22 protein-coding genes are annotated in these 25,356 nt (G+C 72.2%); 20 read left to right on the top strand and 2 right to left on the bottom strand.

The features are described from left to right. Positions 1-181: 181 nt before the first annotated feature. Positions 182-1,567, top strand: coding sequence for a M23 family metallopeptidase (locus L332_RS24695; protein ID WP_021010986.1), 1,386 nt, complete (start codon positions 182-184; stop codon positions 1,565-1,567). Positions 1,568-1,643: 76 nt separating this feature from the next. On the opposite strand, the gene L332_RS24690 is transcribed toward L332_RS24695, so the two are convergent. Then, positions 1,644-2,189, bottom strand: a complete 546-nt coding sequence (locus L332_RS24690) for an inorganic diphosphatase (RefSeq protein WP_021010985.1) — start codon at positions 2,187-2,189, stop codon at positions 1,644-1,646. Positions 2,190-2,236: 47 nt separating this feature from the next. Here L332_RS24690 and tilS point away from each other — a divergent pair, with 47 nt between their 5' ends. The 9 genes from tilS (at position 2,237) to L332_RS24645 (ending at position 10,340) form a co-directional block, all read left to right on the top strand. After that, entirely contained in the window at positions 2,237-3,229 is a 993-nt protein-coding gene (gene tilS / locus L332_RS24685) for a tRNA lysidine(34) synthetase TilS (RefSeq protein WP_021010984.1), read from the top strand. 109 nt (positions 3,230-3,338) lie between these two features. Continuing rightward, on the top strand, positions 3,339-4,094 hold the full coding sequence (locus tag L332_RS24680) for a hypothetical protein (protein ID WP_021010983.1): 756 nt from the start codon (positions 3,339-3,341) through the stop codon (positions 4,092-4,094). 70 nt (positions 4,095-4,164) lie between these two features. Next, a complete protein-coding gene (gene hpt / locus L332_RS24675) occupies positions 4,165-4,722 on the top strand; it encodes a hypoxanthine phosphoribosyltransferase (protein WP_021010982.1) in 558 nt (185 codons plus the stop codon). A 97-nt stretch (positions 4,723-4,819) separates the two neighbouring features. Continuing rightward, on the top strand, positions 4,820-5,554 hold the full coding sequence (locus tag L332_RS30370) for a hypothetical protein (protein ID WP_021010980.1): 735 nt from the start codon (positions 4,820-4,822) through the stop codon (positions 5,552-5,554). Between the two features lie 62 nt (positions 5,555-5,616). After that, positions 5,617-7,596 carry an ATP-dependent zinc metalloprotease FtsH gene (gene ftsH / locus L332_RS24665; RefSeq protein ID WP_021010979.1) on the top strand — a complete coding sequence of 660 codons (1,980 nt, stop codon included), beginning with the start codon at positions 5,617-5,619 and terminating at the stop codon, positions 7,594-7,596. Further along, the gene (gene folE, locus L332_RS24660; protein ID WP_021010978.1) at positions 7,596-8,162 is read left to right on the top strand and encodes a GTP cyclohydrolase I FolE; all 567 of its coding nucleotides are present in this window, start codon (positions 7,596-7,598) and stop codon (positions 8,160-8,162) included. Before ftsH ends, folE begins: the two co-directional genes overlap by 1 nt. Positions 8,163-8,164: 2 nt before the next feature. Continuing rightward, the gene (folP, locus tag L332_RS29895; RefSeq protein WP_021010977.1) at positions 8,165-9,376 is read left to right on the top strand and encodes a dihydropteroate synthase; all 1,212 of its coding nucleotides are present in this window, start codon (positions 8,165-8,167) and stop codon (positions 9,374-9,376) included. Further along, the gene (gene folK / locus L332_RS24650) at positions 9,373-9,873 is read left to right on the top strand and encodes a 2-amino-4-hydroxy-6-hydroxymethyldihydropteridine diphosphokinase (protein ID WP_021010976.1); all 501 of its coding nucleotides are present in this window, start codon (positions 9,373-9,375) and stop codon (positions 9,871-9,873) included. The genes folP and folK overlap by 4 nt, the downstream gene beginning before the upstream one ends. Further along, positions 9,870-10,340, top strand: a complete 471-nt coding sequence (locus L332_RS24645) for a DUF3180 family protein (protein ID WP_021010975.1) — start codon at positions 9,870-9,872, stop codon at positions 10,338-10,340. Before folK ends, L332_RS24645 begins: the two co-directional genes overlap by 4 nt. 154 nt (positions 10,341-10,494) lie before the next feature. On the opposite strand, the gene L332_RS24640 is transcribed toward L332_RS24645, so the two are convergent. After that, the gene (locus L332_RS24640) at positions 10,495-11,493 is read right to left on the bottom strand and encodes an LCP family protein (protein WP_021010974.1); all 999 of its coding nucleotides are present in this window, start codon (positions 11,491-11,493) and stop codon (positions 10,495-10,497) included. A 92-nt stretch (positions 11,494-11,585) separates the two neighbouring features. Between L332_RS24640 and L332_RS24635 the strand changes: the two genes are divergently transcribed. The 10 genes from L332_RS24635 to L332_RS24590 all read left to right on the top strand — a co-directional run bounded on the left by L332_RS24635 (position 11,586) and on the right by L332_RS24590 (position 25,356). After that, on the top strand, positions 11,586-12,083 hold the full coding sequence (locus L332_RS24635; RefSeq protein ID WP_021010973.1) for a PH domain-containing protein: 498 nt from the start codon (positions 11,586-11,588) through the stop codon (positions 12,081-12,083). Further along, positions 12,080-13,963, top strand: a complete 1,884-nt coding sequence (locus tag L332_RS24630) for a PH domain-containing protein (protein WP_021010972.1) — start codon at positions 12,080-12,082, stop codon at positions 13,961-13,963. The genes L332_RS24635 and L332_RS24630 overlap by 4 nt, the downstream gene beginning before the upstream one ends. Before the next feature lie 21 nt (positions 13,964-13,984). After that, positions 13,985-14,701: a DUF2520 domain-containing protein gene (locus tag L332_RS24625; protein WP_021010971.1), complete on the top strand. Its 717-nt coding sequence runs from the start codon at positions 13,985-13,987 to the stop codon at positions 14,699-14,701. Positions 14,702-14,877: 176 nt separating this feature from the next. Continuing rightward, entirely contained in the window at positions 14,878-15,738 is an 861-nt protein-coding gene (panC, locus tag L332_RS24620; protein ID WP_021010970.1) for a pantoate--beta-alanine ligase, read from the top strand. 75 nt (positions 15,739-15,813) lie between these two features. Then, on the top strand, positions 15,814-17,559 hold the full coding sequence (lysS, locus tag L332_RS24615) for a lysine--tRNA ligase (RefSeq protein ID WP_021010969.1): 1,746 nt from the start codon (positions 15,814-15,816) through the stop codon (positions 17,557-17,559). A gap of 106 nt (positions 17,560-17,665) precedes the next feature. Then, a complete protein-coding gene (locus L332_RS24610) occupies positions 17,666-18,376 on the top strand; it encodes a response regulator transcription factor (protein WP_021010968.1) in 711 nt (236 codons plus the stop codon). A 47-nt stretch (positions 18,377-18,423) separates the two neighbouring features. Next, on the top strand, positions 18,424-19,539 hold the full coding sequence (locus tag L332_RS24605) for a sensor histidine kinase (RefSeq protein WP_144061070.1): 1,116 nt from the start codon (positions 18,424-18,426) through the stop codon (positions 19,537-19,539). A gap of 223 nt (positions 19,540-19,762) precedes the next feature. Next, positions 19,763-20,353: a DUF305 domain-containing protein gene (locus tag L332_RS24600; protein WP_235045085.1), complete on the top strand. Its 591-nt coding sequence runs from the start codon at positions 19,763-19,765 to the stop codon at positions 20,351-20,353. A gap of 84 nt (positions 20,354-20,437) precedes the next feature. Then, positions 20,438-22,930, top strand: coding sequence for a heavy metal translocating P-type ATPase (locus L332_RS24595; protein WP_021010965.1), 2,493 nt, complete (start codon positions 20,438-20,440; stop codon positions 22,928-22,930). Next, on the top strand, positions 22,927-25,356 hold the full coding sequence (locus tag L332_RS24590; protein WP_021010964.1) for a phosphoketolase family protein: 2,430 nt from the start codon (positions 22,927-22,929) through the stop codon (positions 25,354-25,356). Before L332_RS24595 ends, L332_RS24590 begins: the two co-directional genes overlap by 4 nt.

Raw genomic sequence — 25,356 nt, 5'->3', positions numbered from 1 at the left:
CTCACTTCTCAGTGAGGCACCTCGCCGGCGATGACCGAGCGCGACACGCCGGGTGGCATCCGCCGAGATCCAACCTTCAGGTCGAACATGATAGTTGCTAGGGTTGCCCCCGTTGTGTCGTGGCTCCCGCGGAGTGCACGATGAAGTCACCGCAGCAGCCCAGCGCTGCGACAGGAGCCAGATGCATCAGCCTGACCGGTCAGCCCGGCGCGCGCAGCACCGCACCAGCTCGCGCGACGCCCGCCGAGCGATCGCGACCACGCTCGCGGTCGCGGCCCTCGTGGTCGGCTTCGTCGTGCCCGGCGCGCCATCGGCCGAAGCGGTCGACGAGTACGGCTTCCCCACCTGGGCGGAGGTCGAGCAGGCGCGCGGCAACGAGGCCGCGAAGAACCAGCAGATCGCCGACATCCGGGCGCTCATCGGTCAGCTCGAGAGCGACCTCGCGAGCGCTCGCGCCCTCGCAGACCAGAAGGCCACCGAGGCGATCGAGGCGCAGGGCGTCTACGATCAAGCCGTCGCGGTCGCGGACCGGCTGCAGCAGCAGGCGGACGAAGCCTTCGCCCGCGCGAGCGAGTCGGAGCTCGCCGCCGGCCAGCTCGCCGCGCAGCTCGCCCGCACGGGCGGCACGGGCGACATGAGCGCCGAGCTCTTCGCCAACCCCGGGTCGGCCGACACGTGGCTCTACCGCCTCGACCTCATGGACCGGGTCGCCGGCACCGCCGACTCGCTCTACGAACAGGCGCAGCAGGACGCGAACACCGCCTCGGCGCTCCAGGCGCAGGCGGTCGTCGCCCGCGACGCGCTGCAGGCGCTCAAGGAGGCTGCGGACGCGGCCCTCGAAGCTGCCGCGCAAGCCGCTGCGGCGGCGGAGGCCGCCGTCGTCCGCGAGCAGGAGAACCGGGTGCAGCTCGAGGCGCAGCTCGCCGTGCTCGTCGAGGACCGCGCCGCGACCGAGGCCGACTACCAGGCCGGGCAGCGCCACCGGGCGTGGCTCGCCGAGCAGGAGCGCCTGCGCCGCCTCGAGGAGGAGCGCCGTGCCGCAGCCGCCCGCGCGGCCGCGGAGGCAGAGGCTCGACGGCTCGCCGAGGAGCGCGCCGCCGCGAGCCGCCCCGGCAGCGGGGGAGGGAGTGCCGTCCCTGTCGCGCCTCCGGCCACGAGCGGTTGGCAGACGCCGATGTACGGCAGGGTCACTTCCGGCTACGGCATGCGCCGCGATCCGGTGAGCGGGCTCGGGACGAAGCTGCACGCCGGGGTCGACATCGCAGCGGGCTGTCTGACACCCATCTACGCCGCCGCGGACGGTACCGTCTCGTTGCGCGGCCGCGACGTCTATGGCGCCAACATCCTGTACATCCGGCACGCCGGTGGAGTGCAGACCGAGTACGCGCACATGGCGTACCCGGCGACCGTCGGACCGGGTCAGCGAGTGAGCGCGGGGCAGGTCATCGGCTATGAGGGGAAGACCGGCTATGTCACCGGTTGCCACCTGCACTACCAGGTGCGCGTGAACGGCTCGCTCGTGAACCCCGAGTCGTTCCTCAACGCGCGGGGCGTCTACCTCCGCTGACGGGTCGACCGCGCAGCCGGCGGCTGCGATGACGAAGGGCGCACCTCACGGTGCGCCCTTCGTCATCCGCCGTGCGTCAGTCGGTGACGTCGCGCCCGCCCTCGGGCTTCTCGACGCCCTCGCCGCTCTGGTCGCCGTGCTCGGCGTCGAACGCGGCGAAGCCGGCCCGGACGGTCGCCTCCGCGGCCTCCGCGCCCTCCCAGTCGCCGAGCTTCGCCCACTTGCCCGGCTCGAGGTCCTTGTAGTGCAGGAAGAAGTGCTCGATCTCGTCGCGCGTCTGCTTCGGCACGTCGGCGATGTCCTGGATGTGGCTCCAGCGGGGGTCCTTCTCGAGCACGCAGATGACCTTCGTGTCGATGCCGCCGTCGTCCTCCATGTTCAGCTGGCCGACGGGGCGCACGCGCACGAAGACGCCCGGCGGCACCGGGTACTCGAGCAGCACGAGCGCGTCGACGGGGTCGCCGTCGAGGCCGAGCGTGCCCTCGAAGAAGCCGTAGTCGGTCGGGTACACGAAGGTCGTGAACAGCACTCGGTCGAGGTAGACGCGGCCCGTCTCGTGATCGACCTCGTACTTGTTGCGGCTCCCCTTGGGGATCTCGATGACGACGTCGTAGGCGGCCAAGAGCGGCTCCTTCTCGTGGGGGTGCGGAATCGGCATAAGGTTACTTCATGCCCGAAAGCGACCGTCGCCCGCGGCTGACGCCTGCCGTCGCCGACGTCCGCCGGGCCGTGCGCGAGGCGATCGCCGACCTGCCGGCGGGCGCCCTCGTGCTCGTCGCGCTCTCGGGCGGCGCCGACTCGCTCGCGCTCGCGGGAGCGACGGCCTTCGAGGCGCAGCGCGCAGGGCTGCGAGCCGGCGCCGTGATCGTCGACCACCAGCTGCAGCCGGGCAGCGCCGACGTCGCCGAGCGCGCGGCCGCGCAGGCGAGCGAGCTCGGCCTCGAGCCCGTGCGCATCGTGCCGGTCCAGGTCGCGCCCGACGGCAGTCCAGAGGCCGCCGCCCGGCAGGCCCGCTACGCGGCGCTCCTCAAGGCGCGGAAGGATGCCGGCGCATCCGCCGTGCTGCTCGGGCACACGCTCGACGACCAGGCCGAGACCGTGCTCATCGGCCTCGCCCGCGGCTCAGGCGCCGAGAGCCTGTGGGGCATGCACCCGCGCATCGGCTTCCTCCGCCGCCCGCTGCTGTCGGTGCGCCGGGCGACGACGCACCAGGCGTGCCGCGATGCGGGCCTCGAGCCGTGGAGCGACCCGCACAACGACGACGAGCGATTCCTGCGCGTGCGCGTGCGGCATCGCGTGCTGCCGATGCTCGACGAGGTGCTCGGCGGGGGAGTGGCGCTCGCGCTCACCCGCACGGCCGACACGCTGCGAGAGGACGCCGAAGCGCTCGCCCACTTCGCGCAGGAGCAGATCGGCGACCTCGTCGAGCACGCCGAGGGCGGGCTCTCGCTCGATGTCGGCGGTCTCGGCGCGAACCCGCCGGCGTTGCGGCAGCGCATCATCCGCCTCGCGGTGCAGAGCGAGTTCCACACCGCGCTCACGCGCCAGCAGACGCTCGAGGTCTCGCGCCTCGTCACGGACTGGCACGGCCAGGGGCCGATCCACCTCCCCGGCATCCGCGTCTCGCGCGAGGGCCGCAGGCTCGTCTTCGTCGCCGCCTGACGCCTCCTCGGCGGTCGTTGCGGAATCGTGACCTCTTCGGCGCGATCCGTCGGCAACGGGGGAACCTGACAGGGTGAGGATGTCTTCTGGCACCGCCGAGAGGACCCCCATGTCACGCCCCCTCGCGATCACCGCCGCCGTCGCCGCGCTGCTCGCGCTCACCGGCTGCGCCGGCGCAGCCGCCCCCGCGCCGAGTGAGCCCGCGGCGTCCTTCACGGCTGCACCCTCCGCGAGTGCCCCGACAGATCCGTCGGCCGAGCCGAGCGCGAGCGCAGCCCCCCTCGTCATGACGGACGACTGGCTCGAGCACGCCTCGAGCGACGGCAGCGTCTCGTTCCGCTACCCGCCGACCTGGACGCTCGAGGCGGACTCGGAGCCGTTCTCGCCCGGTGGCAGCGCCGACCCGCAGTCTCCCGAGCGCTGGGTGGACTCGGCGACGCTCACCGCCCCGAACGGGCAGCAGCTGCTCGCGATGCACGACTTCGTCGACATCGGCGGCTCCTGCGGCGGCTTCACATTCCCGTTGGAGGTGCTCGCGACGGGACTCGCGCGCGCGGAGCCGCTGACGACCGACGACGGCGATCCGGTCATCGCCACGGTCGCACTCGGCACCGATGACGACCGCTGGCGCGTCGGAGTCGGCATCACGTCATCCGGATCGATCGAGCGCGCCGAGGCGTGCCACGTGTACTTCGTCGGCAGCTCCTCCGACGGCGGTGTGAGCTTCGGCACGCACTTCCAGCTGAGCAGCGCCGGCGACGACCCGCTCTGGACCGTCGACTCGCTCAACGACGCCCGCGCCTACATGGAGACGGACGAGTACGCGATCATCATCGAGATCCTGCGCTCCTTCGAGACGAGCTGACGCGCGACGGCCGGAGGAGCGGTGCGCGCCGGTAGGTTTGTCTCACCCACGCCGACCGCCAGGAGCGCAGATGGACTTCAGCCACGTCGAGGCCGACCTCGCCAAGACACTCATCACCGAGGAGGAGCTCCACGCGAAGCTCCAAGAGCTCGCGCGCGAGATCGAGGCCGACTACGAGGGCAAGGACCTCCTGCTCGTCGGCGTGCTGCGCGGCGCGGTCATGGTGATGGCCGATCTCGCCCGCGCGCTGCAGCGCCACATCGAGATGGACTGGATGGCGGTCTCGTCCTACGGCTCGGGCACTGTCTCGTCGGGCGTCGTCCGCATCCTGAAGGACCTCGACAGCGACCTCACCGGCCGCAACGTGCTCATCGTCGAGGACATCATCGACTCGGGCCTGACCCTCTCGTGGCTGCGCGCCAACCTCGAGTCGCGCGGCGCCGCATCCGTCGAGATCTGCACGATGCTCCGCAAGCCCGACGCGCTCAAGGTGCAGGTCGACGTGAAGTACTGCGGCTTCGACATCCCCAACGAGTTCGTCATCGGCTACGGCCTCGACTACGCCGAGAAGTACCGCAACCTGCGCGGCATCGGCGTGCTGGCGCCGCACGTCTACTCCGGGGAGTAGGCCGGATGCCGTGGGTCGCGCTCGCGCGCTCGTCGCGATCGCCGCAGGGCGGCGCGCTCACAGCGGCGCTCGCGCGAGCGTCTGGGACGATGGTCGCGTGAAGCCGCTCCGCCGTCCGCTCGCGCCCCTCGCCCTCCTCGGAGCGGCCCTCGTGCTCGTCGGCTGCTCGGGCGCGCCGTCGCCGGATCCCGACGCCGGGCCCTCCATCCCGCCCGGCATCACCGCGCCGCCGCCGACCGCGCCCGCGGCCGAGGCGCCGCCAGAGGTCGAGTCGTCGCTGCCCGCCGAGATCGCCGGCGTCGACACGACGGGTTGGCAGCAGATCCTCGTGCCGAGCGGCACCGCGACCTTCCGCATCCCCGCCGAGTGGACCGTCGCCGAGGCGCCCGGGGGGCTCGACGTCCTCAGCGCCGACGGGGAGCGGCAGCTCGGCTACGCCGAGGACCCCGACACGGGCGACGGCACGTGCGTCGACGGCTCCGGCACGCCGGTCGGGTGGCGCACGCTCGGCCTCGACCGCCAGGAGGTCGCGATCGACGGCGCCGCCGGCGCCGCGTTCGGCGCCGCGGCCCTGCAGCTGGGCGACCAATGGGTCTTCAGCATGGGCCTGCTGCCCGCCGACGCCGCGCAGCGGCCGCAGTGCCCGCTCGTGAACGCGATCGAGACGCCCGCGGGCATCGTCTCGTTCGGCTCCGAGGTCGTCGCGAGCGGCTCGGGCGACGGCTCGCCGTGGGCTGTGGCCTCGCTCGACGCCGCGCAGCAGTACGTCGCCGACCCCGAGTACGCGACGCTCCGAGCGATCGTCATGTCGCTCGAGCTGCTCGAGGGATAGCGGCCAGCCCGCCCACAGCGAACACGGGATGGGCGCACCGACTGCGGCGATAGCCTGTCCGAATGGCGACTGAGAAGGACAAGGACAAGGGCTTCAAGAGGTTCTTGCGCGGACCGATCCCGTGGATCGTGATCGCGCTCCTGATCGTCGGCATCGCGTTCAGCTTCTTCATGACGCCGCAGTACCGGCCCGTGCAGACCGACGTCGGCATGCAGCTCATCGCCGACGGCGACGTCGCGCAGGCGCGCATCGTCGACGGCGAGCAGCGCGTCGACCTCATCCTCACCGAGCCGCACGAGGAGTACGGCGAGCGGGTGCAGTTCTACTACGTCGAGCCGCGCGGCGAGGAGCTCGTCGACGCCATCACCGCGGCGGATCCCGAGAACGGCTACATCGACGAGGTGCCGCAGGCCAACTGGCTGCTGTCGCTGTTCAGCATCCTGCTGCCCGTGCTGCTGCTCGGCGCGCTCTTCTACTTCTTCATGACCCGCCTCTCGGGCGGCAACCGCGGCGTGATGCAGTTCGGCAAGTCGAAGGCCCAGCTCATCTCGAAGGACATGCCGCAGGTGAAGTTCGCCGACGTCGCGGGCGCCGACGAGGCGGTCGAGGAGCTCGGCGAGATCAAGGAGTTCCTGCAGGACCCGTCGAAGTTCCAGGCGGTCGGCGCGCGCATCCCGAAGGGCGTGCTGCTCTACGGCCCTCCCGGCACGGGCAAGACGCTCCTCGCGCGCGCGGTCGCGGGCGAGGCGGGCGTGCCGTTCTACTCGATCTCCGGCTCCGACTTCGTCGAGATGTTCGTCGGCGTCGGCGCGAGCCGCGTGCGCGACCTCTTCGAGCAGGCGAAGGAGAACGCTCCGGCGATCATCTTCGTCGACGAGATCGACGCCGTCGGCCGCCAGCGCGGCGCGGGCCTCGGCGGCGGGCACGACGAGCGCGAGCAGACGCTCAACCAGCTGCTCGTCGAGATGGACGGCTTCGACGTCAAGACGAACGTCATCCTCATCGCCGCGACGAACCGCCCCGACATCCTCGACCCCGCGCTGCTGCGCCCGGGCCGCTTCGACCGCCAGATCGGCGTCGACGCCCCCGACATGAAGGGCCGCGAGACGATTCTCAAGGTGCACGCGAAGGGCAAGCCGATCGCCGCCGGCGTCGACCTGTCGGTGCTCGCGCGGAAGACGCCCGGCTTCACGGGCGCCGACCTCGCGAACGTGCTGAACGAGGCGGCGCTCCTCACCGCGCGCGGCAACGCGACGCAGATCACCGACGAGGCGCTCGACGAGGCGGTCGACCGCGTCATGGCGGGCCCCCAGCGCCGCACGCGCGTCATGAACGACAAGGAACGGCTCATCACCGCCTACCACGAGGGCGGCCACGCGCTCGCGGCGGCGGCGATGCGGCACTCCGACCCGGTCACGAAGGTGACGATCCTGCCCCGCGGCCGCGCCCTCGGCTACACGATGGTGCTGCCCGTCAACGACAAGTACTCCGTCACCCGCAACGAGCTGCTCGATCAGCTCACCTACGCGATGGGCGGCCGCGTCGCCGAGGAGATCGTCTTCCACGACCCGACGACCGGCGCCGGCAACGACATCGAGAAGGCGACCGGCATCGCCCGCAAGATGGTGACCGAGTACGGCATGACCGCGGCGATCGGCGCCGTCAAGCTCGGCAGCAACCAGTCGGAGGCCTTCTTCGGCCGCGACATGGGCGGCGGCCGCGACTACTCGCCGTCGCTCTCCGAGACCGTCGACCGCGAGGTGCGCGCGCTCATCGAGCAGGCGCACACCGAGGCGTGGCAAGTGCTCAACCAGAACCGCGACGTACTCGACCGCCTGGCCGGCGAGCTCCTCGAGCGCGAGACGCTCGACCACCTCGCGCTCGCCGAGATCTTCGCCGACGTCGAGAAGCTGCCCGAGCGGCCGCAGTGGCTCTCGCACCCCGACCGGCCGGTGAGCGACCGGCCGCCGATCGAGCTGCCGGTGTCGCAGCACGTCGACGAGGTCGTCGAGCCCGACGTCGCCACCGAGCCCGCGGGCTGATGGCGGTCGACCGGGCGCGCGTCGCCGCGGCCGTGCGCGAGCTGCTCGCGGCGATCGGCGACGACCCCGCGCGGCCCGGCCTCGCCGAGACGCCGCGCCGGGTCGCCGAGGCGTACGCCGAGTACTTCGCGGGCGTCGGCGAGGATGCGTCGGCGCACCTCGACACCTCCGACCTGACGGGCGAGCGGGGCGAGATGGTGCTGCTGCGCGACATCGAGTTCCGCTCGATGTGCGAGCACCACCTGCTGCCGTTCACGGGCATCGCGCACGTCGCCTACCTGCCCGGCGACCGCATCGTCGGCCTCGGCCGCATCCCGCGCGTCGTCGAGACGATCGCCTCGCGGCCGCAGATCCAGGAGCGGCTCACCGACGAGATCGCCGACGCGCTCGTCGCGGGCCTCGAGCCGGAGGGCGTGCTCGTCGTCGTCGACGCGGTCCACGGGTGCGTGGGCGCGCGCGGGTCGCGGCAGGTCAACTCGTCGACGGTGACCGTGGCGAGTCGCGGGCGCCTCGCCGAGCCGATCGAGCGGGCTGAGATCATGGCCCTCATCGGGGAGCGGAGGTAGCGATGACTGAGGTGTGGGGCATCCTCAACGTCACGCCCGACTCGTTCAGCGACGGCGGGCGCTACGTCGACCCCGGCGCCGCGATCGCGCACGCGCGCCGGCTCCGCGCGCAGGGCGCCGACGTCATCGACATCGGCGGCGAGTCGACCCGCCCCGGAGCGGAGCCGATCGATCCCGCCAAGGAGCTCGCGCGCATCCTGCCCGTCGTCGAGGAGCTCGTGCGCGAGGGGATCCGCGTCTCGGTCGACACCATCCACGCATCCACCGCCCGTGCCGTCATCGCCGCTGGCGCCGAGATCGTCAACGACGTCACGGCGGGCCTGCACGACGAGGGGATGCTCGACGCGGTCGCCGAGGGCGGCGCGAGCATCGTGCTCATGCACTCGCGCGGCATCGACGTGACGCAGGACACGCACTACGACGACGTCGTCGCAGACGTCGTCGAGCACCTCGCGGGGCGGGTGGACGCAGCGGTCGCCGCGGGCATCCCGCGCGAGCGCATCATCGTCGATCCCGGCTTCGGCTTCTCGAAGGAGCCGGGCGACAACTGGACGCTGCTCGCGAACCTCCACCGCGTCATCGAGCTCGGCCTCCCGGTGCTCGTCGGCACGAGCCGCAAGCGCTTCCTCGGCGGGCTGCTGCCGGAGGGTGCTCCGGTCGAGGAGCGCGACGCGCCCACGGCCGCGACCTCGCTGCTCGCGGCTCAGCGCGGCGCGCACGCGCTGCGCGTGCACGACGTCGCCTCGACCGTGTCGGCGCTGCGTGCGCTCGCGGCGGTCGAGCGCGCCGACGGCCCTGGCTGGGACGACGCGACCGGCGACGTCGAGCGGCTCGCGGGCACCATCGCGCTGCGGGGCATCCGCGCCCGCGGTCACCACGGCGTGCTGCCGCAGGAGCGCCGCGACGGCCAGGAGTTCGTGATCGACGTCGAGCTGGCCCTCGACGTGCGCGACGCGGTCGCGAGCGACGACGTCACCCGCACCGTGCACTACGGCGAGCTCGCCGAGCGCATCGTCGCCGCGGTCGAGCGCGATCCCGTCGACCTCATCGAGACGCTCGCCGACCGGATCGCGCGCGTGTGCCTCGAGGACCGCCGCGTCGACCACGCCCACGTCACGGTGCACAAGCCGAGCGCGCCGATCGACGTGCCGTTCGGCGACGTGTCGGTCTCGCTCGGCCGCGGTCGGCTCCGGCACCGGGAGGGCATCCGATGAGGCTCCAGCTCGAGCGCCGCGCCGTCCTCTCGCTCGGCGCCAACCTGGGCGACCGGGTCGCGACCATCGACGCGGCCGTGCGCGCCCTCGACGCGATCGAGGGCATCCGGGTCCTGCTCCGCTCGAGCGCGTGGGAGTCGCCGTCGTGGCACCCCGACGGCGAGGGGCTCTCTCCCGACTACGTGAACATCGTCGTCATCGTCGGCGCGACGATGGAGCCGATCGACCTGCTCGACGCCGTGCAGGCCGTCGAGGCGGCGCTCGGCCGCGAGCGGGCGCAGCGGTGGGGGAGCCGCACGATCGACATCGACATCGTCGCGATCGGAGAGATGGAGCACGCGGAGGACCGGCTCGTCATCCCGCACCCGCGCGCGCACGAGCGGCAGTTCGTGCTGCAGCCGTGGCTCGAGGTCGAGCCGCGCGCGTCGATCCCCGGCCACGGGCCGATCGCCGAGCTCGCGGACTACGCGCACGGCGACGCGTGGAAGCTGCCATGACTCGCACGAGCCCGCTCGTCGTCGGGCTGCTCGTCGTGGCTGCGGCGCTCGCGGGCTGGCTGCTCGAGGCGGTGCTCGTGATGACCGGCCGCGCGGCGCTCGTGCCGCCGCTCACGCTCGGGCCGGCGCTCGCGGTGCTCGGCGGGGTGCTGCTGATCGTCGCGTGGCCCGTGCGGCAAGCGGGGCGTGGCAAGCGGCGCATCGACTACCGGCACGCGACCGGCGTGCTCGGCTTCGCCAAGGCATCCTCGACGCTCGCAGCGCTGCTCGCGGGAGCCGCGCTCGGCGCGATCGGCTTCTTCTCGACCCGCCCGGCCATCGCCGAGCAGGCGCTCGTCGCGCTCGGGGTCGTGCTCGTCGGGGCGCTGCTGCAGCTCGTCGCGGGAATCGTCGCCGAGTCGTGGTGCGTGCTGCCGCCCGACGACGACGAAGCGGCGCCGAGCGCGTCGGCGCCCGAGCCGGCCTGAGCGCTGCCCCGCGCCGTCCGCGCTCTCCGCGCTCGCGGCGCTCTCCGCGCGCGCTGTCAACCGGCCTGGTGCGCCGCGAGCGATCGGAGCGGCTCGGCTGTGCACGGAACCGGTCGACGGATCAGTCGCGGCGCGACGCTCTTCGGTTCCGGGCTCAACGCTCCGGGGCGGGCTGGAAGCTCGTCATCGACTCCGCGTCGAACGCCTCGCGGATCTGCTCGACGCCGTCCCAGTTGACGTAGACGACGGATTGCGAGCCCTCCATGCCGGTGCCGAGCGTCGGCATCGTGAAGGTCTGCACGCGCGAGGAGTCGAGCTGCGCCATCTGCGTCGCCAGCTGGATGCCGACCGGCAGCGAGAGCGTGTCGGTGACCGCCATGTACGGCGAGACGGTCGCGAAGATGTCGGCGAGCCGGTCGGGGCTCGTGAGGTTCTCGCGCGTCATGAGCTGCTCGATCGCGCCGCGCAGCAGCGCCCGCTGGTTGTGGGCGCGCTGGTAGTCGCCGTCGTTGAACGGGTAGCGGGCGCGCACATAGGCGAGGGCCTCGTCGCCCGCGACGGTGATCTCCCCCGCCGGGAACGAGTAGGCGTCCTGGCTGAACGCGATGTCGTTCTGCAGCGTGACCCCGCCGAGCGCGGTCGTGAGACCCGTGAAGCCCTCGAAGTCGATCACCGCGACGTGATCGATGCGCTGGTCGATGATGCCCTCGACGGTCTGCACCATGAGCGGCACGCCGCCGAGCGCGAGCGCCGCGTTGACCTTGCGCTCGCCCGGGTAACCGGGGATCTCGACCCACGAGTCGCGCATGATCGACATGATCTGCACGGTCTCGCGGTCGGGCGGGATGTGGGCGACGAGGATCGTGTCGGCGCGGTCGCCGAGGCCCGTGAGCAGCGAGCCGTCGGTCGCGCGCGAGTCGCTGCCGAGCAGCAGCACGTTGACGGGCGCGTCGCCCTCGACCGGCTCGACCGTCGGGCGCAGCGACTCCTCCGGGAACGCCGTCTCGATCGTCTCGACCTGCTGCAGCGAGGGATTGATGCGCAGGAAGTACCAGCCGATCGCGGCCAGCAGCGCGAGGACGATGACCCCGACGATGCCGACGGCGATCCATCGGCCGGTGTGGCGCTTGCGCGGCTCGGTATCGATCGTCACCCGACGAGTATCCCAGACGGACCGACGGGCGCGGGGCGGCTAGCCTGGGCCACGCCTGGATCGATCGCCGGGGAACCGGCAGAGGAGGAACTGTGGCCGAGCGCCTGGACGTCCCCGGCGAGTGGCAGCGCGTCAGCATGCGCTACGCCCTCGTCGACTCGATCGGCAGCGTGATCGGCTGGGCGGTGCTCGGCATCGGCGTGACCGTGCCGATCTGGTTCGCGAACGACCAGCAGCTGCCGATGCCGTGGGGGTGGATCCCGATCGCGGCCGCGGTCGTGCTCTCGATCGTCAGCGCCGTGTGGGCGTTCCTGCGCACCCGCACCATCGGCTACCTGCAGCGCGCCGACGACCTGCTCGTGCGCCGCGGCATGCTCTTCCGCCGATTCGTCGCGGTGCCCTACGGCCGCATGCAGATCGTCGACATCACGCAGGGACCGATCGAGCGGATGTTCGGGCTCAAGTCGCTCAAGTTCGTCACCGCGGCCGCCTCGAGCGCGATCACGATCCCCGGGATGCCCGGCTCGACGGCGGAGGAGCTGCGCGACCACCTCGTCGCGGTCTCCGAATCGCGACGGGCGGGCCTGTGACCGACCCGCAGCAGCGCCCCGGCCAGCCGCCGGCCGAGTGGCAGCCGCCGCAGCCCGGCCCCGGCACCCCGCCGAGCGCGCAGCAGCAGGCGCACCGCAAGGCCGTCGAGCTCGTCGACGGCGAATGGCACCGCCTGCACCCCGCGACCCCGCTGCTGCGCGGCGGCCTCGCGCTCATCATCGTGCTCGGCATCCTCATCTCGACGTTCCGCGACCGGGTGCTCGGGGCATTCGTGCCCGACGAGTTCGACGAGTTCGACGACGACCCGTTCGGCGCCTTCATCGTCGAGCAGCTCCCGTGGGTGCTGCTCGGCGTCATCGCCCTCGTGGCGCTCTCGGTCGTGCTGTTCTGGATCGCGTGGCGCGTGCACCGCTTCCGCATCACGGGCGACGCGGTCGAGGTGCAGCAGGGCATCCTCGTCAAGAAGCATCGGCGCGCGCCGCTCGCGCGCATCCAGGCGATCAACATCCAGAAGCCGTGGTTCGCGCGACTGCTCGGTGCGTGCAAGTTCGAGGTGCAGCAGGCGGGCAACGACTCGAACGTCGACCTCAACTACCTGAGCTCGTCGGTGGCGGATGCGCTGCGGTACCAGATCATGGACCGCGCCTCCGGCCGCTCCGCCGCCGACGCCGAGCGGCTCGCCGCCGAGCGGGCGGCCGCCGGCGGCGGCTCGGTCGTCGACGAGCTCCTGCGCCCCGACGCGGAGATCGCGCACGTCGCGCCCGACTCGCTCGTGCGCATCCCGGCGCAGCGCATCGCGCTCTCGTCGCTGCTCGACGGCACGATCGCGTGGGCGGTGCTCTACCTCGTCGTCACCGTCGTCGTGATCGTCGGCTTCCAGCAGTGGTGGGCGGTGTTCGCGCTCCTGCCCGGCGCGATCGCGTTCTTCGCCGCGGGCATGAAGTCGCTCGGCTCGAAGCTGCGCTACTCGATCGCGGCGACGCCCGACGGCATCCGGCTCGCCTACGGGCTCGCGTCGACGACCACCGAGATCATCCCGCCGGGCCGCATCTTCGCGCTGCAGATCAAGCAGCCGCTGCTGTGGCGCCCGTTCGGCTGGTGGCAGGTGACGTTCACGCGCGCGGGCAAGATGAAGCCCGACGGCTCGGGGCAGGGCGGGAGCGGCCAGATGGCGAGCTACCTGCTGCCGGTCGGCGACGTGCGCGACGTGCGCACGGTCGTGGGGCTCGTGCTGCCCGAGCTCGCGCGCTCGCCGCTCATCGACGCGGGCCTGTTCGGGCAGGCGCCAGACGCGTTCGTCGTCAGCCCGCCGCGCGCGCGGGCGTTCCGCTGGTTCTCGCTCAAGCGCAACGGCTTCCACGTGCACGACGCGGCGTTCCTGCTGCGCCACGGGCGCATCTGGCGCTCGATGCACCTCGTGCCGCAAGCGCGCGTGCAGTCGGTCGCGCTGCAGCAGGGGCCGATCTACGGGCTCGCCCGGCTCGCGCGCGTGCAGCTCCACGTGCCCGACACCGTGCTCTCGCCGGGCATCGGCGCGATCGACCAGGGCGATGCGAGCACGCTGTTCGAGCACGCGATGCGGTCGATCAAGGTCGCGATCGACCGGGATGCGTCGGAGTCGTGGGCGAGCGCGCTCTCGCGCAACGCCGTGCTCGAGATCGCGCCCGCGGTGCAGGACGGCCTCATGGCGCCGCCGAGCGCGCTGGGGGCGGCGCCGGCGGGGTGGCCGGCGGCGTGGCCCGCGGCGTGGCCGGCGGCGCAGGGGTGGCAGCGGCCGCAGCAGCACGCCGCGCCGAGCGCACAGCAGCAGCCGGCTCCGGCCTCCCCGCCCCTCCGCCCAGAGCCGGACGCGCCCGCGAGCGCGCCCGACGCATCCGACCCCGATGCGCGCTGGAGGCGTCCCCGCGATGGGCGCTGAGCGGTCGCCCGGGAGCGGCTCGTGAGCGCCGCCGACGCCGTGCGCAGGCCCGGCCGGCTCGGCGTCGGCATCGTCGGCGCGGGCAGCGTCGGGCCGGTGCTCGGCGCGGCGCTCGCGGGCGCGGGCCACGCGATCGTCGGCATCGTCGCGACCGGCGCCGACGCGATCGACCGCGCGGAGGCGCTGCTGCCCGGCGTGCCGATGCTCGACACCCCGACGCTCGTCGAGCGCAGCGAGCTCGTGCTGCTCGCCGTGCCGAGCACCGAGCTGCCGGGCCTCGTCGCGGGGCTCGCGGCGACCGGCGCGTGGCAGCCGGGGCAGCTCGTCGTGCACACGGCCGCCGAGCACGGCGTCGAGGTGCTGCTCCCCGCGCGCGAGCGGGGCGCGATCCCGATCGCCCTGCACCCCGCGATGGCGTTCACCGGCACGTCGCTCGACCTCGGGCGGCTGCTCGAGTCGACGATCGCCGTGACCGCGCCCGGGCCGGTGCTGCCGATCGGGCAGGCGCTCGCGGTCGAGATGGGCGCCGAGTCGATCGTCGTCGACGAGGCCGACCGACCCGCGTACGCCGAGGCGATCGGCGCCGCCCGCGACTTCGCCGAGGGCATCGTCGCGCAGGCGCTGCGGCAGCTGCACGAGCTCGGCGTCGAGCGGCCCGCGCGCGTGCTCGGCGGCGTCGTGCGCTCGGCGGTCGAGACGGCGCTCGCGCGCTACCCTGATCCGCCGCTCGAGCCCTGAGCGCCGCTCAACCGGTCGGGTGCGCCGCCGACCGGATCCCGGGGCTCGGCCGCGCACCCAGCCGGTCGGGTGCTCGCGCACTCCGCCGATCGGGTGCCCGCGCACCCAGCCGGTCGGGTGCTCGCGCACTCCGCCGGTCGGGCGGCCCGGCGCCCGCCGCCGCCTATCCTTGGCTGGTGCCCGAGCCCATCCAGAGCCTCACGACCGTCGACGACGCGCGCGACTTCGTCGCCGCCGAGCGCGCCGCCGGCCGCCGCATCGCGCTCGTGCCGACGATGGGTGCGCTCCACGAGGGGCACCTCGAGCTCGTCCGCACCGCGCGCGAGCACGCCGACACCGTGATCGCCTCCGTCTTCGTCAACCCGATGCAGTTCGGCGCCAACGAGGACCTCGACCGCTACCCCCGCACGCCCGAGACCGACACCGCGCAGCTCATCGTGCTCGGCGCCGAGGCGCTGTTCATGCCCGAGGTCGACGAGATGTACCCCGACGGCGGCCGCTCCGAGACGCTCGTGACCGCCGGGCAGCTCGGCACCGTGCTCGAGGGCAGCAGCCGACCCGGCCACTTCGACGGCGTGCTCACCGTCGTCACGAAGCTGCTCTCGATCGTCGCGCCCGACGTCGCCGTCTTCGGCGAGAAGGACGCGCAGCAGCTCTTCCTCGTGCGCCGCATGGTGCGCGACCTCAACCTGCCGGTGCGCGTCATCGGCGTGCCGACGGTGCGGGAGCCCGACGGGCTCGCCCTCTCGAGCCGCAACCGGCTGCTGCGGCCCGCGGAGCGCACCCACGCGCTCGCCCTCTCGCGCGCGCTCGACGCGGCGGGCGCTGCCGCGGCCGACGGCGTGCAGGCGATGCTCGCGGCGGGGCGCGCGGCGCTCGGGGCAGAGCCGGCCGTCGAGCTCGACTACCTCGCGGTCGTCGACCCCGCGACGTTCCGCTTCGCGCCCGACGACCACCGCGGCTCCGCGCAGGTGCTCGTCGCCGCCCGCGTCGGGAGCGTGCGCCTCATCGACAACGCCACCTTCGCGATCGCCTGACGCGCTCGCGCTGCACTTGAGGGCGCGGATGCGCTCCCTCGGCCGGGCGAGCGGGCCTCGGTAGGATCGGGAGTCGTGACCGAGACGACGAACGCCCCCGCCGCATCCGCCGAGCACGAGCGCGCCGACTGGGTCTCGCGGCTCGCCGACGAGGTCGTCGCCGAGGCCGCCGCGCGCGGCACGAAGCCCGTCGCCGCATCCGGGATCTCGCCGTCCGGCCCCATCCACCTCGGCAACTTCCGCGAGGTCATGAGCCCGCACCTCGTCGTCGACGAGCTGCAGCGCCGCGGCATCGAGGCCGAGCACATCTTCAGCTGGGACGACTACGACCGCTTCCGCAAGGTGCCCGCCGGCATCGACGGCGTCGACGAGTCGTGGGCCGAGCACATCGGCAAGCCGCTCACGAGCGTGCCCGCCCCGCCCGGGAGCGAGCACGAGTCGTGGGCCGCGCACTTCCGCGAGCAGGCCGAGGCCTCGTTCGCCGAGGCGGGCATCCGCTACCGCGGCATCAGCCAGACCGAGCAGTACCGGGCGGGCGCCTACACCGAGCAGATCCTGCACGCGATGCGCCACCGGCGCGAGATCGACGCGATCCTCGCGCAGTTCCGCACCCTGCCCGCCGCGAAGGACGAGGACGAGGAGCTGCAGCGCGCGCTCGACGCCTCGTCGGGCGCTGCGAGCGAGAGCGACGGCTCGGGCGGCGCCGAGTACTACCCCTACAAGCCCTACTGCACGAGCTGCGGCAAGGACCTCACGACGATCGAGGCGTACGACGACGAGTCGACCGAGATGACCTACGCGTGCCGGTGCGGGCACCGCGAGACGGTGAGGCTCCGCGACTTCCGCTCGGGCAAGCTCGTGTGGAAGGTCGACTGGCCGATGCGCTGGGCGTACGAGCGCGTCGTGTTCGAGCCGAGCGGCGTCGACCACCAGTCGCCCGGCTCGTCGTTCCAGGTCGGGCTCGAGCTCGCGCCGGTGTTCGGCTGGCAGCGGCCGCTCGGCCCGATGTACGCGTTCGTCGGCTTCGGCGGCGTCGCGAAGATGTCGTCCTCGCGCGGCGGCGCGCCCGTGCCCGCCGATGCGCTCGCCGTCATGGAGGCGCCCGTGCTGCGCTGGCTCTACGCCCGCCGCCGCATGAACCAGTCGTTCGACGTCGCCTTCGGCTCCGAGCTGCAGCGCACCTACGACGAGTGGGACGCGCTCGCGCGGAAGGCCGCTGCCGGCACCGCCCAGCCCGCCGAGCTCGCGGCGCTCGAGCGCGCGACCTCCACGGCGCACGAGCGGCTCCCCGAGACGCCGCGCCGGGTCGCCTACCGCACCCTCGCATCCGTCGTCGACATCACCTTCGGCGACGAGGCGCAGGTCCTGCGGATCCTGCGCGGCCTCGACGCCGACGACCCGATCACCGACCTCGACGAGCTGCGCCCGCGGCTCGACCGGGTCGAGGCGTGGGTCGCGACCCACATGCCCGCCGACGAGCACACGATCGTGCGCGCCGAGCCCGACCGCGAGGCGCTCGACGCGCTCACCGAGGGGGAGCGGGATGCGCTCCGGCTGCTACTCGATGGCGGTGGGGGCCTGCCGCCGATCGAGGAGGCGTGGACGCTCGACGGGCTCACGAACCAGGCCTACGGCGTCGCGAAGGTGCAGCGCGGGCTCGAGCCCGACGCGATCGTGAAGGGCGACAAGGAGCTCTCGGCCGCCCAGCGCGCGTTCTTCGCGCTGCTCTACCGACTGCTCGTCGACCGCGAGACGGGGCCGCGCATCCCGACGCTGCTGCTCGCGATCGGCCGCGAGCGCGTGCGCGAGCTGCTCACCTGACCCGCCGCGAGCAGCTCCGCTCGCGCAGCCTGGTGGAAGCGCGTCGACACCGCACGGCGATGCGCGCGCCCCGGCACGCATCGCGCGGTTCGGGCAGGATGAGGGGATGGTGACCTCGGCCGACGTCGGACCCCGGGTGCTCGTGGTCGAGGACGAAGAGCCGCTGGCCCGGTTGGTCGCGACCTACCTCGAGCGAGGGCGGTTCGACGTCCGCACGACTGGCGACGGCGCGGATGCGATCGCCGTCGCCCGCGAATGGGATCCGGACGTCGTGGTGCTCGATCTCGGTCTGCCGGGCGCGGACGGAGTCCGGGTGTGCCGCGCGCTCCGGACGTTCTCGGACTGCTACGTCGTGATGCTCACCGCGCGCGCGGAGGAGGTCGACAAGCTGGTCGGCCTCGCGGTCGGCGCGGACGACTACCTCACCAAGCCGTTCAGCCCGCGCGAGCTCGTCGCACGCGTGAAGACGATGATGCGACGGCCGCGTGAGCGTGCTCGGCGAGCGGCCGAGCCGCCACTCACGTTCGGCAGCCTCACGCTGGATGCAGCGGGCAGGGAGGCACTGGTCGATGGCCGGCCGGTGCGCTTGACGAGGACGGAGTTCGACGTCCTGATGGCGCTCGCGAGCCGGCCCGAGCTCGCGCTCTCCCGCAGGGAGATCATCGATGCAGTCTGGGGATCGGACTGGGTCGGGGACGAGCACCTCGTCGACGTCCACGTCGCGCACGTGCGCCGCAAGCTCGGAGATGACCCGGCCGCCCCCGACTTCGTCCGCACCGTGCGCGGCGTCGGCTATCGCATGGGCGCCGGTCGGTGAACGGTCGGTGGGCGCTCGTCGGTCGCTCGAGGCTGCAGGCGAGGGGGTTGCGCGCTCGCCTGCTGGCGGCGATCGCCATCGCGGTCGGCGTCGGCTCCCTGACCGCGTGGGCCGTGGGGTCAGCCGTGGGGCCGCCCATCTTCCACGCGCACCTGCTCCAATCCGGGACCGCAGACCCGGCCGTCAACCAGCACGCGGAAGAAGCCTTCCGCACCGCCTCGGCGTTGAGCCTCTCACTGGCGCTCGTCGCCGCCGCCGTCACGTCGATCGTCATCAGCGCCTTCCTCGCGCGCCGGATCCAGCGCCGGCTCGCCGCGGTCCGCAGCGCGGCGGAGCAAGTCGCGGTCGGCGACTACTCGGCCCGCGCTCCGCTGCTCGGCATGGGGTCGGAGTTCGACGAGCTCGCGCGGGCGTTCAACCGCATGGCGGCCGACCTGGCGGGGCTCGAGGCCGCCCGTACCCGGATGCTGAGCGAGCTCGCTCACGAGATGCGGACGCCTGCCGCCGTGCTCGAGGCCTACCTGGAAGCCATTCGCGATGGCGTCGCCCGTGCCGACGAACCGACCATCGAGATGCTGCGAGCACAGGGCGCACGCCTCACTCGCCTGAGCCAGGACATCGCGCTCGTCACGACGGCCGAGGAGGGGCGGCTCGCCATGCGGCGCACCCGTGTGCCGGCGGGGCGGCTCCTCGATGACGCTGCCGCCCAGATCATCGGCCGCACCGCCGCCGCAGGCGTGGCGTTCAGCGTGGACGCACCGCACAGCGCCGCCGCTGCACTGCTCGACGCCGATGTCGATCGACTGGGTCAGGTCCTCACGAACCTGCTGGACAACGCGCTGCGGCACACCCCGGCCGGTGGTCACGTGCGCCTCGGCGCTGCTCGCGTCGGCGACCTGCTCCGGATCACGGTGCGGGACGACGGGGAGGGCATCCCGCAGGAGCACGTGCCGCACATCTTCGATCGCTTCTACCGCGTCGATACCGCGCGCGATCGGGCTCACGGCGGGTCGGGGGTAGGGCTGGCCATCGTCCGGGCGATCACGGAGGCCCACGGCGGCTCCGTCAGTGCCGCCAGCGGCGGGCCAGGACAGGGGACGGTGATCGCGGTCGAGCTGCCCTTGGCGCCGGACGGGCCGGGCAGTGTCGGGACCGGATCATGAAGGTTCCGTGAAGTCGCGCGCCCGAACGGACCCGGGACTCCGCATCCTCGGTAGACATGAGGGTGAACCGAGTGCGGACGCTCCGGGCAGCTGAGTCCCGGCGCCACCGATCCGGGCCGCGGTCCGGGATGAGCGGAGACCCCGCACTGCGAACCCTCGAGGAGAGATGAACCTGATGAAGAGCATCCGCAAGCTCGGTGCCGTCGCCGGCACCGCGATCGTGGTGTCCCTCGCGCTCGCCGCCTGCAGCGGCGCCAGCAGCACCACGACACCCGATGCGACACCTCCGAGCGCTGCACCGAGCGCGTCTTCGACCGGGGAGGCCGGCGCGAGCCACAACGACGCCGACACCATGTTCGCCCAGATGATGATCGTCCACCACGAGGGCGCCATCGAGATGGCTGACCTCGCCGTCGAGCGGGCGGAGAGCGAAGAGGTCCGTTCCCTCGCGGAGGGGATCTCCGCCGCCCAGGGGCCCGAGATCGAGAAGATGACCTCGTGGCTCGAGGCGTGGGGCGAGGACACCATGAGCATGGGCGGCATGGGCGGCATGGGCGGCATGGACCACGGCGGGATGGACATGGACGGCCTGAGCCAGGAGGAGGCCATGGCGGAGCTCGCGGGCCTCTCCGGGGCTGAGTTCGACCGCCGATTCCTCGAGCTCATGATCGCGCACCACGAGGGCGCCGTCGAGATGGCGCAGGCCGAGCTGGAAGACGGTCAGAACACCGAGGCGCTCGCGCTCTCCGAGCAGATCGTCGCGGATCAGGAGGCGGAGATCGCCGAGATGCAGCAGCTGCTGTCGACAATCTGACGGGCTTCTGGCATCGTCGGGATCACCGCGTCGATCCCCCTGATGCCGGTGCTCACGACGCACTCCTGAGAGGAACGATGCGCCATGGGTGAGACGGAGCAGACCGCTGTCATGGAGATGGTGGGAGTGCACTGGGCGTCCTCGAAGGCCGTCACGGAGACCAGCCTGTCGCGCCGTCCCGGCGTGGCGCGCGTCGAAGCCAATCCCGTCTCGCAGACCGCGACCGTCACGTTCGACCCGACGGTGACGTCGATCGCCGACCTGACCGAGTGGATCCGCGACTGCGGCTATCACTGCTCGGGCCAGTCCGTGCCCGACCACATCTGCGACCCGATGGGCGATCACGCGGCTCGGGGTGACGGCGGCTCGGACCTCAGCCAGAGGGCCGGACCCATCGCCCACGCCGCACATGCCGACGCCGGGCCGGCTCACGACAGCCGGCCCGGCACCCGCGAGGCGCAGGACGTCATGGGTCACGGCGGCGGCCACGGCATGTCGATGGGATCGATGATCCGCGACATGCGGAACCGCTTCCTGGTGGCGGCGATCCTCTCGGTGCCGATCACGCTGTGGTCGCCGATCGGGCGCGAGGTGCTCGGCTTCACCGTCCCGGCGCCGTTCGGCGTGCGCGACGACGTCTTCGCGCTCATCCTCTCTCTGCCGGTGATCTTCTACGCGGCGTGGATCTTCTTCGACGGCGCCTACCGCGCGCTGCGGGCGCGGACGCTCGACATGATGGTCCTCGTCGCGGTGGGCGTGGGAGCGGGGTGGATCTACAGCCTCGTCGTCACCCTCACGGGCGGCGGGGAGGTGTTCTACGAAGCGGCCACCGTGCTGGCCACCTTCGTGCTGCTGGGGCACTGGGTCGAGATGCGGGCCAGGGGCGGTGCGAATGACGCGGTGCGCACACTGCTCGAGCTGGCGCCGCCGAAGGCTCTCGTGATCCGCGACGGAGAGACCATCGAGCTCCCCACCGCCGAGGTGATGCCGGGCGACCTGATGCTCGTGCGCCCCGGATCGAAGATCCCGACGGATGGGGTGGTCGAGTCGGGCGAGTCGGAGATCGACGAGTCCATGGTGACGGGGGAGAGCCTGCCGGTCTCCAAGTCGCCCGGGGCCGACGTGATCGGCGCGTCGGTGAACACCACCGGGACGCTGCGGGTCAGGGCGACCCGAGTCGGCGCCGATACCGCACTGGCGCAGATCGTCGCCCTCGTGCAGGAGGCGCAGAACTCGAAGGCGCCCGGTCAGCGGCTGGCGGACCGGGCGGCCTTCTGGCTCGTCTTCGTCGCGCTGATCGGAGGGTCGGTCACGTTCCTCGCCTGGTGGCTCGCGGGCGCTGGCGTTCCGCAAGCCATCCTCTTCGCCATCACCGTCGTGGTCATCACCTGCCCCGATGCCCTGGGCCTCGCCACGCCGACGGCGATCATGGTCGGGACGGGTCTGGGGGCCAAGCGCGGCGTGCTGTTCAAGAACGCCGCTGCCCTCGAGACCGCGTCCGGCATCGACACCGTGGTGATGGACAAGACCGGCACCTTGACCAAGGGGGAGCCGGAGGTCACCGACTTCATCGCCCACGGCATCGACGAGGACGAGCTGCTGGCGCTCGTCGCCGCAGTCGAGCGCGAGTCCGAGCACCCGCTCGCCGGGGCCGTCGTGGACTACGCCGTCGCCCGCGGCGTCCGCTCGACGACGGCGAGCGCCTTTCGGAACGTGCCCGGGCACGGCGCCGGCGCGACCGTCGACGGACGGAAGATCTTCGTCGGGAACCGCAAGCTGATGGTCGGCGAGGGGATCGACCTGGCCCTCGTGGCCCAGGAGCGGGAGTCCCTTGCGTCGACGGGCCGGACCGCCGTGCTGGTGGCCGTGGACGGCAGGGCTGTCGGCGTCATCGCCCTCGCCGATGCCGCACGCGAGACGGCCGCGCCTGCGGTGGCGGCCCTGCACGAAGCCGGCATCGAGGTCGTCATGCTCTCCGGAGACAACGAGGCGACCGCCAGTCGGATCGCCGCCCAGCTCGGCATCGACACCGTCATCGCCGAGGTCCTGCCCGGTGACAAGGCTGCCAAGATGCGGGAGCTGCAGCAGGCCGGCAAGCGCGTTGCGATGGTCGGGGACGGCGTGAACGACGCGCCCGCGCTGGCCCAGGCAGACCTGGGCATCGCGATCGGCGCCGGCACCGACGTGGCCATCGAGACCGCAGACGTCGTGCTGATGCGATCCGACCCGCTCGATGTCCCCATCGCGCTGACGATCGGCAAGGGCACCGTGCGCAAGATGCGTCAGAACCTGGCGTGGGCGATCGGGTACAACGTCATCGCCCTGCCGATCGCAGCCGGAGTCTTCTATCCCGCGTTCGGGCTCATGCTCAGCCCCGAGATCGCCGCGATCTCCATGTCCGGTTCGAGCGTGATCGTCGCCGTGAACGCCCTGCTGCTGAAGCGCTTGCGCTTGCCGGGCCCGGTGGAGGCCGCGGCCGGCGCGAAGCGCGACCGGTCGCTCCCGGAGCCGAGCGGCGCCCGGCAGCCGTCCCAGCAGGTGGAGGCCGAATCGTCTGAGAGACAGGAGACCCCGTGAACGCGCAGGGCCAGCCCGAGCCGGCAACCGTCCTCGACCCCCAGCAACTGGAACGCATCCACGCCTGGTGGCGAGCGGCCAACTACCTCTCGGTGGGACAGATCTACCTCATGGACAATCCGCTCCTCCGGGAGCCGCTGCTGCCGGAGCGCGTCAAGCCGCGCCTGCTCGGCCACTGGGGGACGACCCCCGGGCTCAACTTCATCTACGCGCACCTCAACCGAGCGATCATGGAGCGCGACCTCGACACGATCTACGTCATGGGCCCCGGGCACGGCGGGCCGGGCCCGGTGGCGGCGGCGTGGCTCGAAGGCACGTACAGCGAGACCTACCCGAACATCTCGCAGGACGCCGTGGGGATGGAGCGGCTGTTCCGCCAGTTCTCGTTCCCCGGTGGGATCCCCAGCCATGTCGCGCCGGAGACTCCCGGCTCGATCCACGAGGGCGGGGAGCTCGGCTACGCGCTCTCGCACGCCTACGGTGCGGCGTTCGACAACCCGGAGCTGATCGTCGCCGCCGTGGTGGGTGACGGCGAGGCGGAGACGGGTCCCCTTGCCGCGAGCTGGCATTCGAACAAGTTCATCGATCCGGCCCGCGACGGCACCGTGCTGCCGATCCTCCACCTGAACGGCTTCAAGATCGCGAATCCGACAGTGCTGGACCGGATCGACCGGGACGAGCTGGACGGCCTGCTGCGGGGCTACGGCCATACGCCGCACTACGTCGAGGGCGATGATCCCGGGCAGATGCACCAGGACTTCGCGAGAGCTCTGGACGGCTGCCTCGATCAGATCGCGGAGATCAAGCGGCGAGCCCGCGAGGACGGCACGAACGAGCGTCCTCGCTGGCCGATGATCGTGCTGAGGTCCCCGAAGGGCTGGACCGGGCCAGCCGAGGTGGACGGGAAGAAGGTCGAAGGCTCCTGGCGCTCCCACCAGGTGCCCTTCAGTGCCGCTCGTGAGGACGACGGCCACCGAGAGGTGCTGGAGGACTGGCTGCGCAGCTACCGTCCCGAGGAGCTGTTCGACGAGAGCGGTGCTCCCGTCGAGGCGATCCGCACCCTGCACCCGACGGGCGCCCGCCGGATGAGCGCGAATCCCCATGCGAACGGCGGCGTGCTGCTTCGCGCCTTGCGCATGCCGGAGTTCCGCGACTATGCGGTTGCGGTGGCCGAACCGGGCACGGGGGCGGTCGAGTCCACGCGAGTGCTGGGCGAGATGCTGCGAGACGTGATGGCGATGAACTCGGACACCTTCCGGGTCTTCGCCCCGGACGAGAACAACTCCAACCGACTCGACGCAGTGCTCGAGGCGACGGATCGGACATGGAACGCGCGCACGGTGCCGGAAGACGATCGCCTCGCGAGAGACGGCCGAGTGATGGAGATCCTGTCCGAGCACACCTGCCAGGGTTGGCTCGAGGGCTATCTGCTGACGGGCCGACACGGGTTCTTCTCGTGCTACGAGGCGTTCGTGCACATCGTCGACTCGATGTTCAACCAGCACGCCAAGTGGCTCGACACCGCCAACCGCATCGAGTGGCGCAGACCCATCGCATCGCTGAACTACTTGCTGACCTCGCACGTGTGGCGGCAGGATCACAACGGCTTCTCGCACCAGGACCCGGGCTTCATCGATCACGTGATCAACAAGAAGCCCGAGGTGATCCGCGTCTACCTGCCGCCGGACGCGAACACGCTGCTGTCCGTCGCCGACCACTGCCTGCGGAGCCGCCAGTACGTCAACGTCATCGTGGCGGGCAAGCAGCCGCAGCTGCAGTACCTCGACATGGAATCGGCCGTCGTGCACTGCACCAAGGGGATCGGCATCTGGGACTGGGCGAGCTCCGACGCGGGTGCCGAGCCCGACGTCGTGATGGCTTGCGCCGGCGACGTGCCGACGATGGAGACGCTCGCGGCCGTCGACTTCCTGCGCACTCGCTTCCCCGACCTGCGCATCCGCGTGGTCAACGTCGTGGACCTCATGCGGCTGCAGGACGATGCAGAGAATCCGCACGGGCTGCCGGACCGCGACTTCGACGCGCTCTTCACGACAGGCGCACCGGTGATCTTCGCCTACCACGGCTACCCCTGGCTGATCCACCGGCTGACCTACCGGCGCACGAACCACGACAACTTCCACGTGCGCGGATACAAGGAGGAGGGCACGACCACCACCCCGTTCGACATGTGCGTGCTCAACCAGATCGACCGCTTCAGTCTGGCCATCGACGTGATCGACCGCGTTCCGCGGCTTCGCGAGAGCTCAGCCCACGTGCGCGAGGAGCTCAAGGACAAGCTGCTCGAGCACCGCCAGTACATCCGAGTCCACGGCGAGGACATGCCAGAGATCACCGACTGGCAGTGGTCGTGGGCGCCCGATCGGGGAGGCCGGCCGCAGAGCGACTCCGTGGACCGATCCGTCTAG

The organism is Agrococcus pavilionensis RW1, assembly GCF_000400485.1.
GTDB classification, from domain to species: domain Bacteria; phylum Actinomycetota; class Actinomycetes; order Actinomycetales; family Microbacteriaceae; genus Agrococcus; species Agrococcus pavilionensis.
Note: the sequence above shows the minus strand (reverse complement) of the source record. Positions and strands in the feature narration are given on the sequence as shown.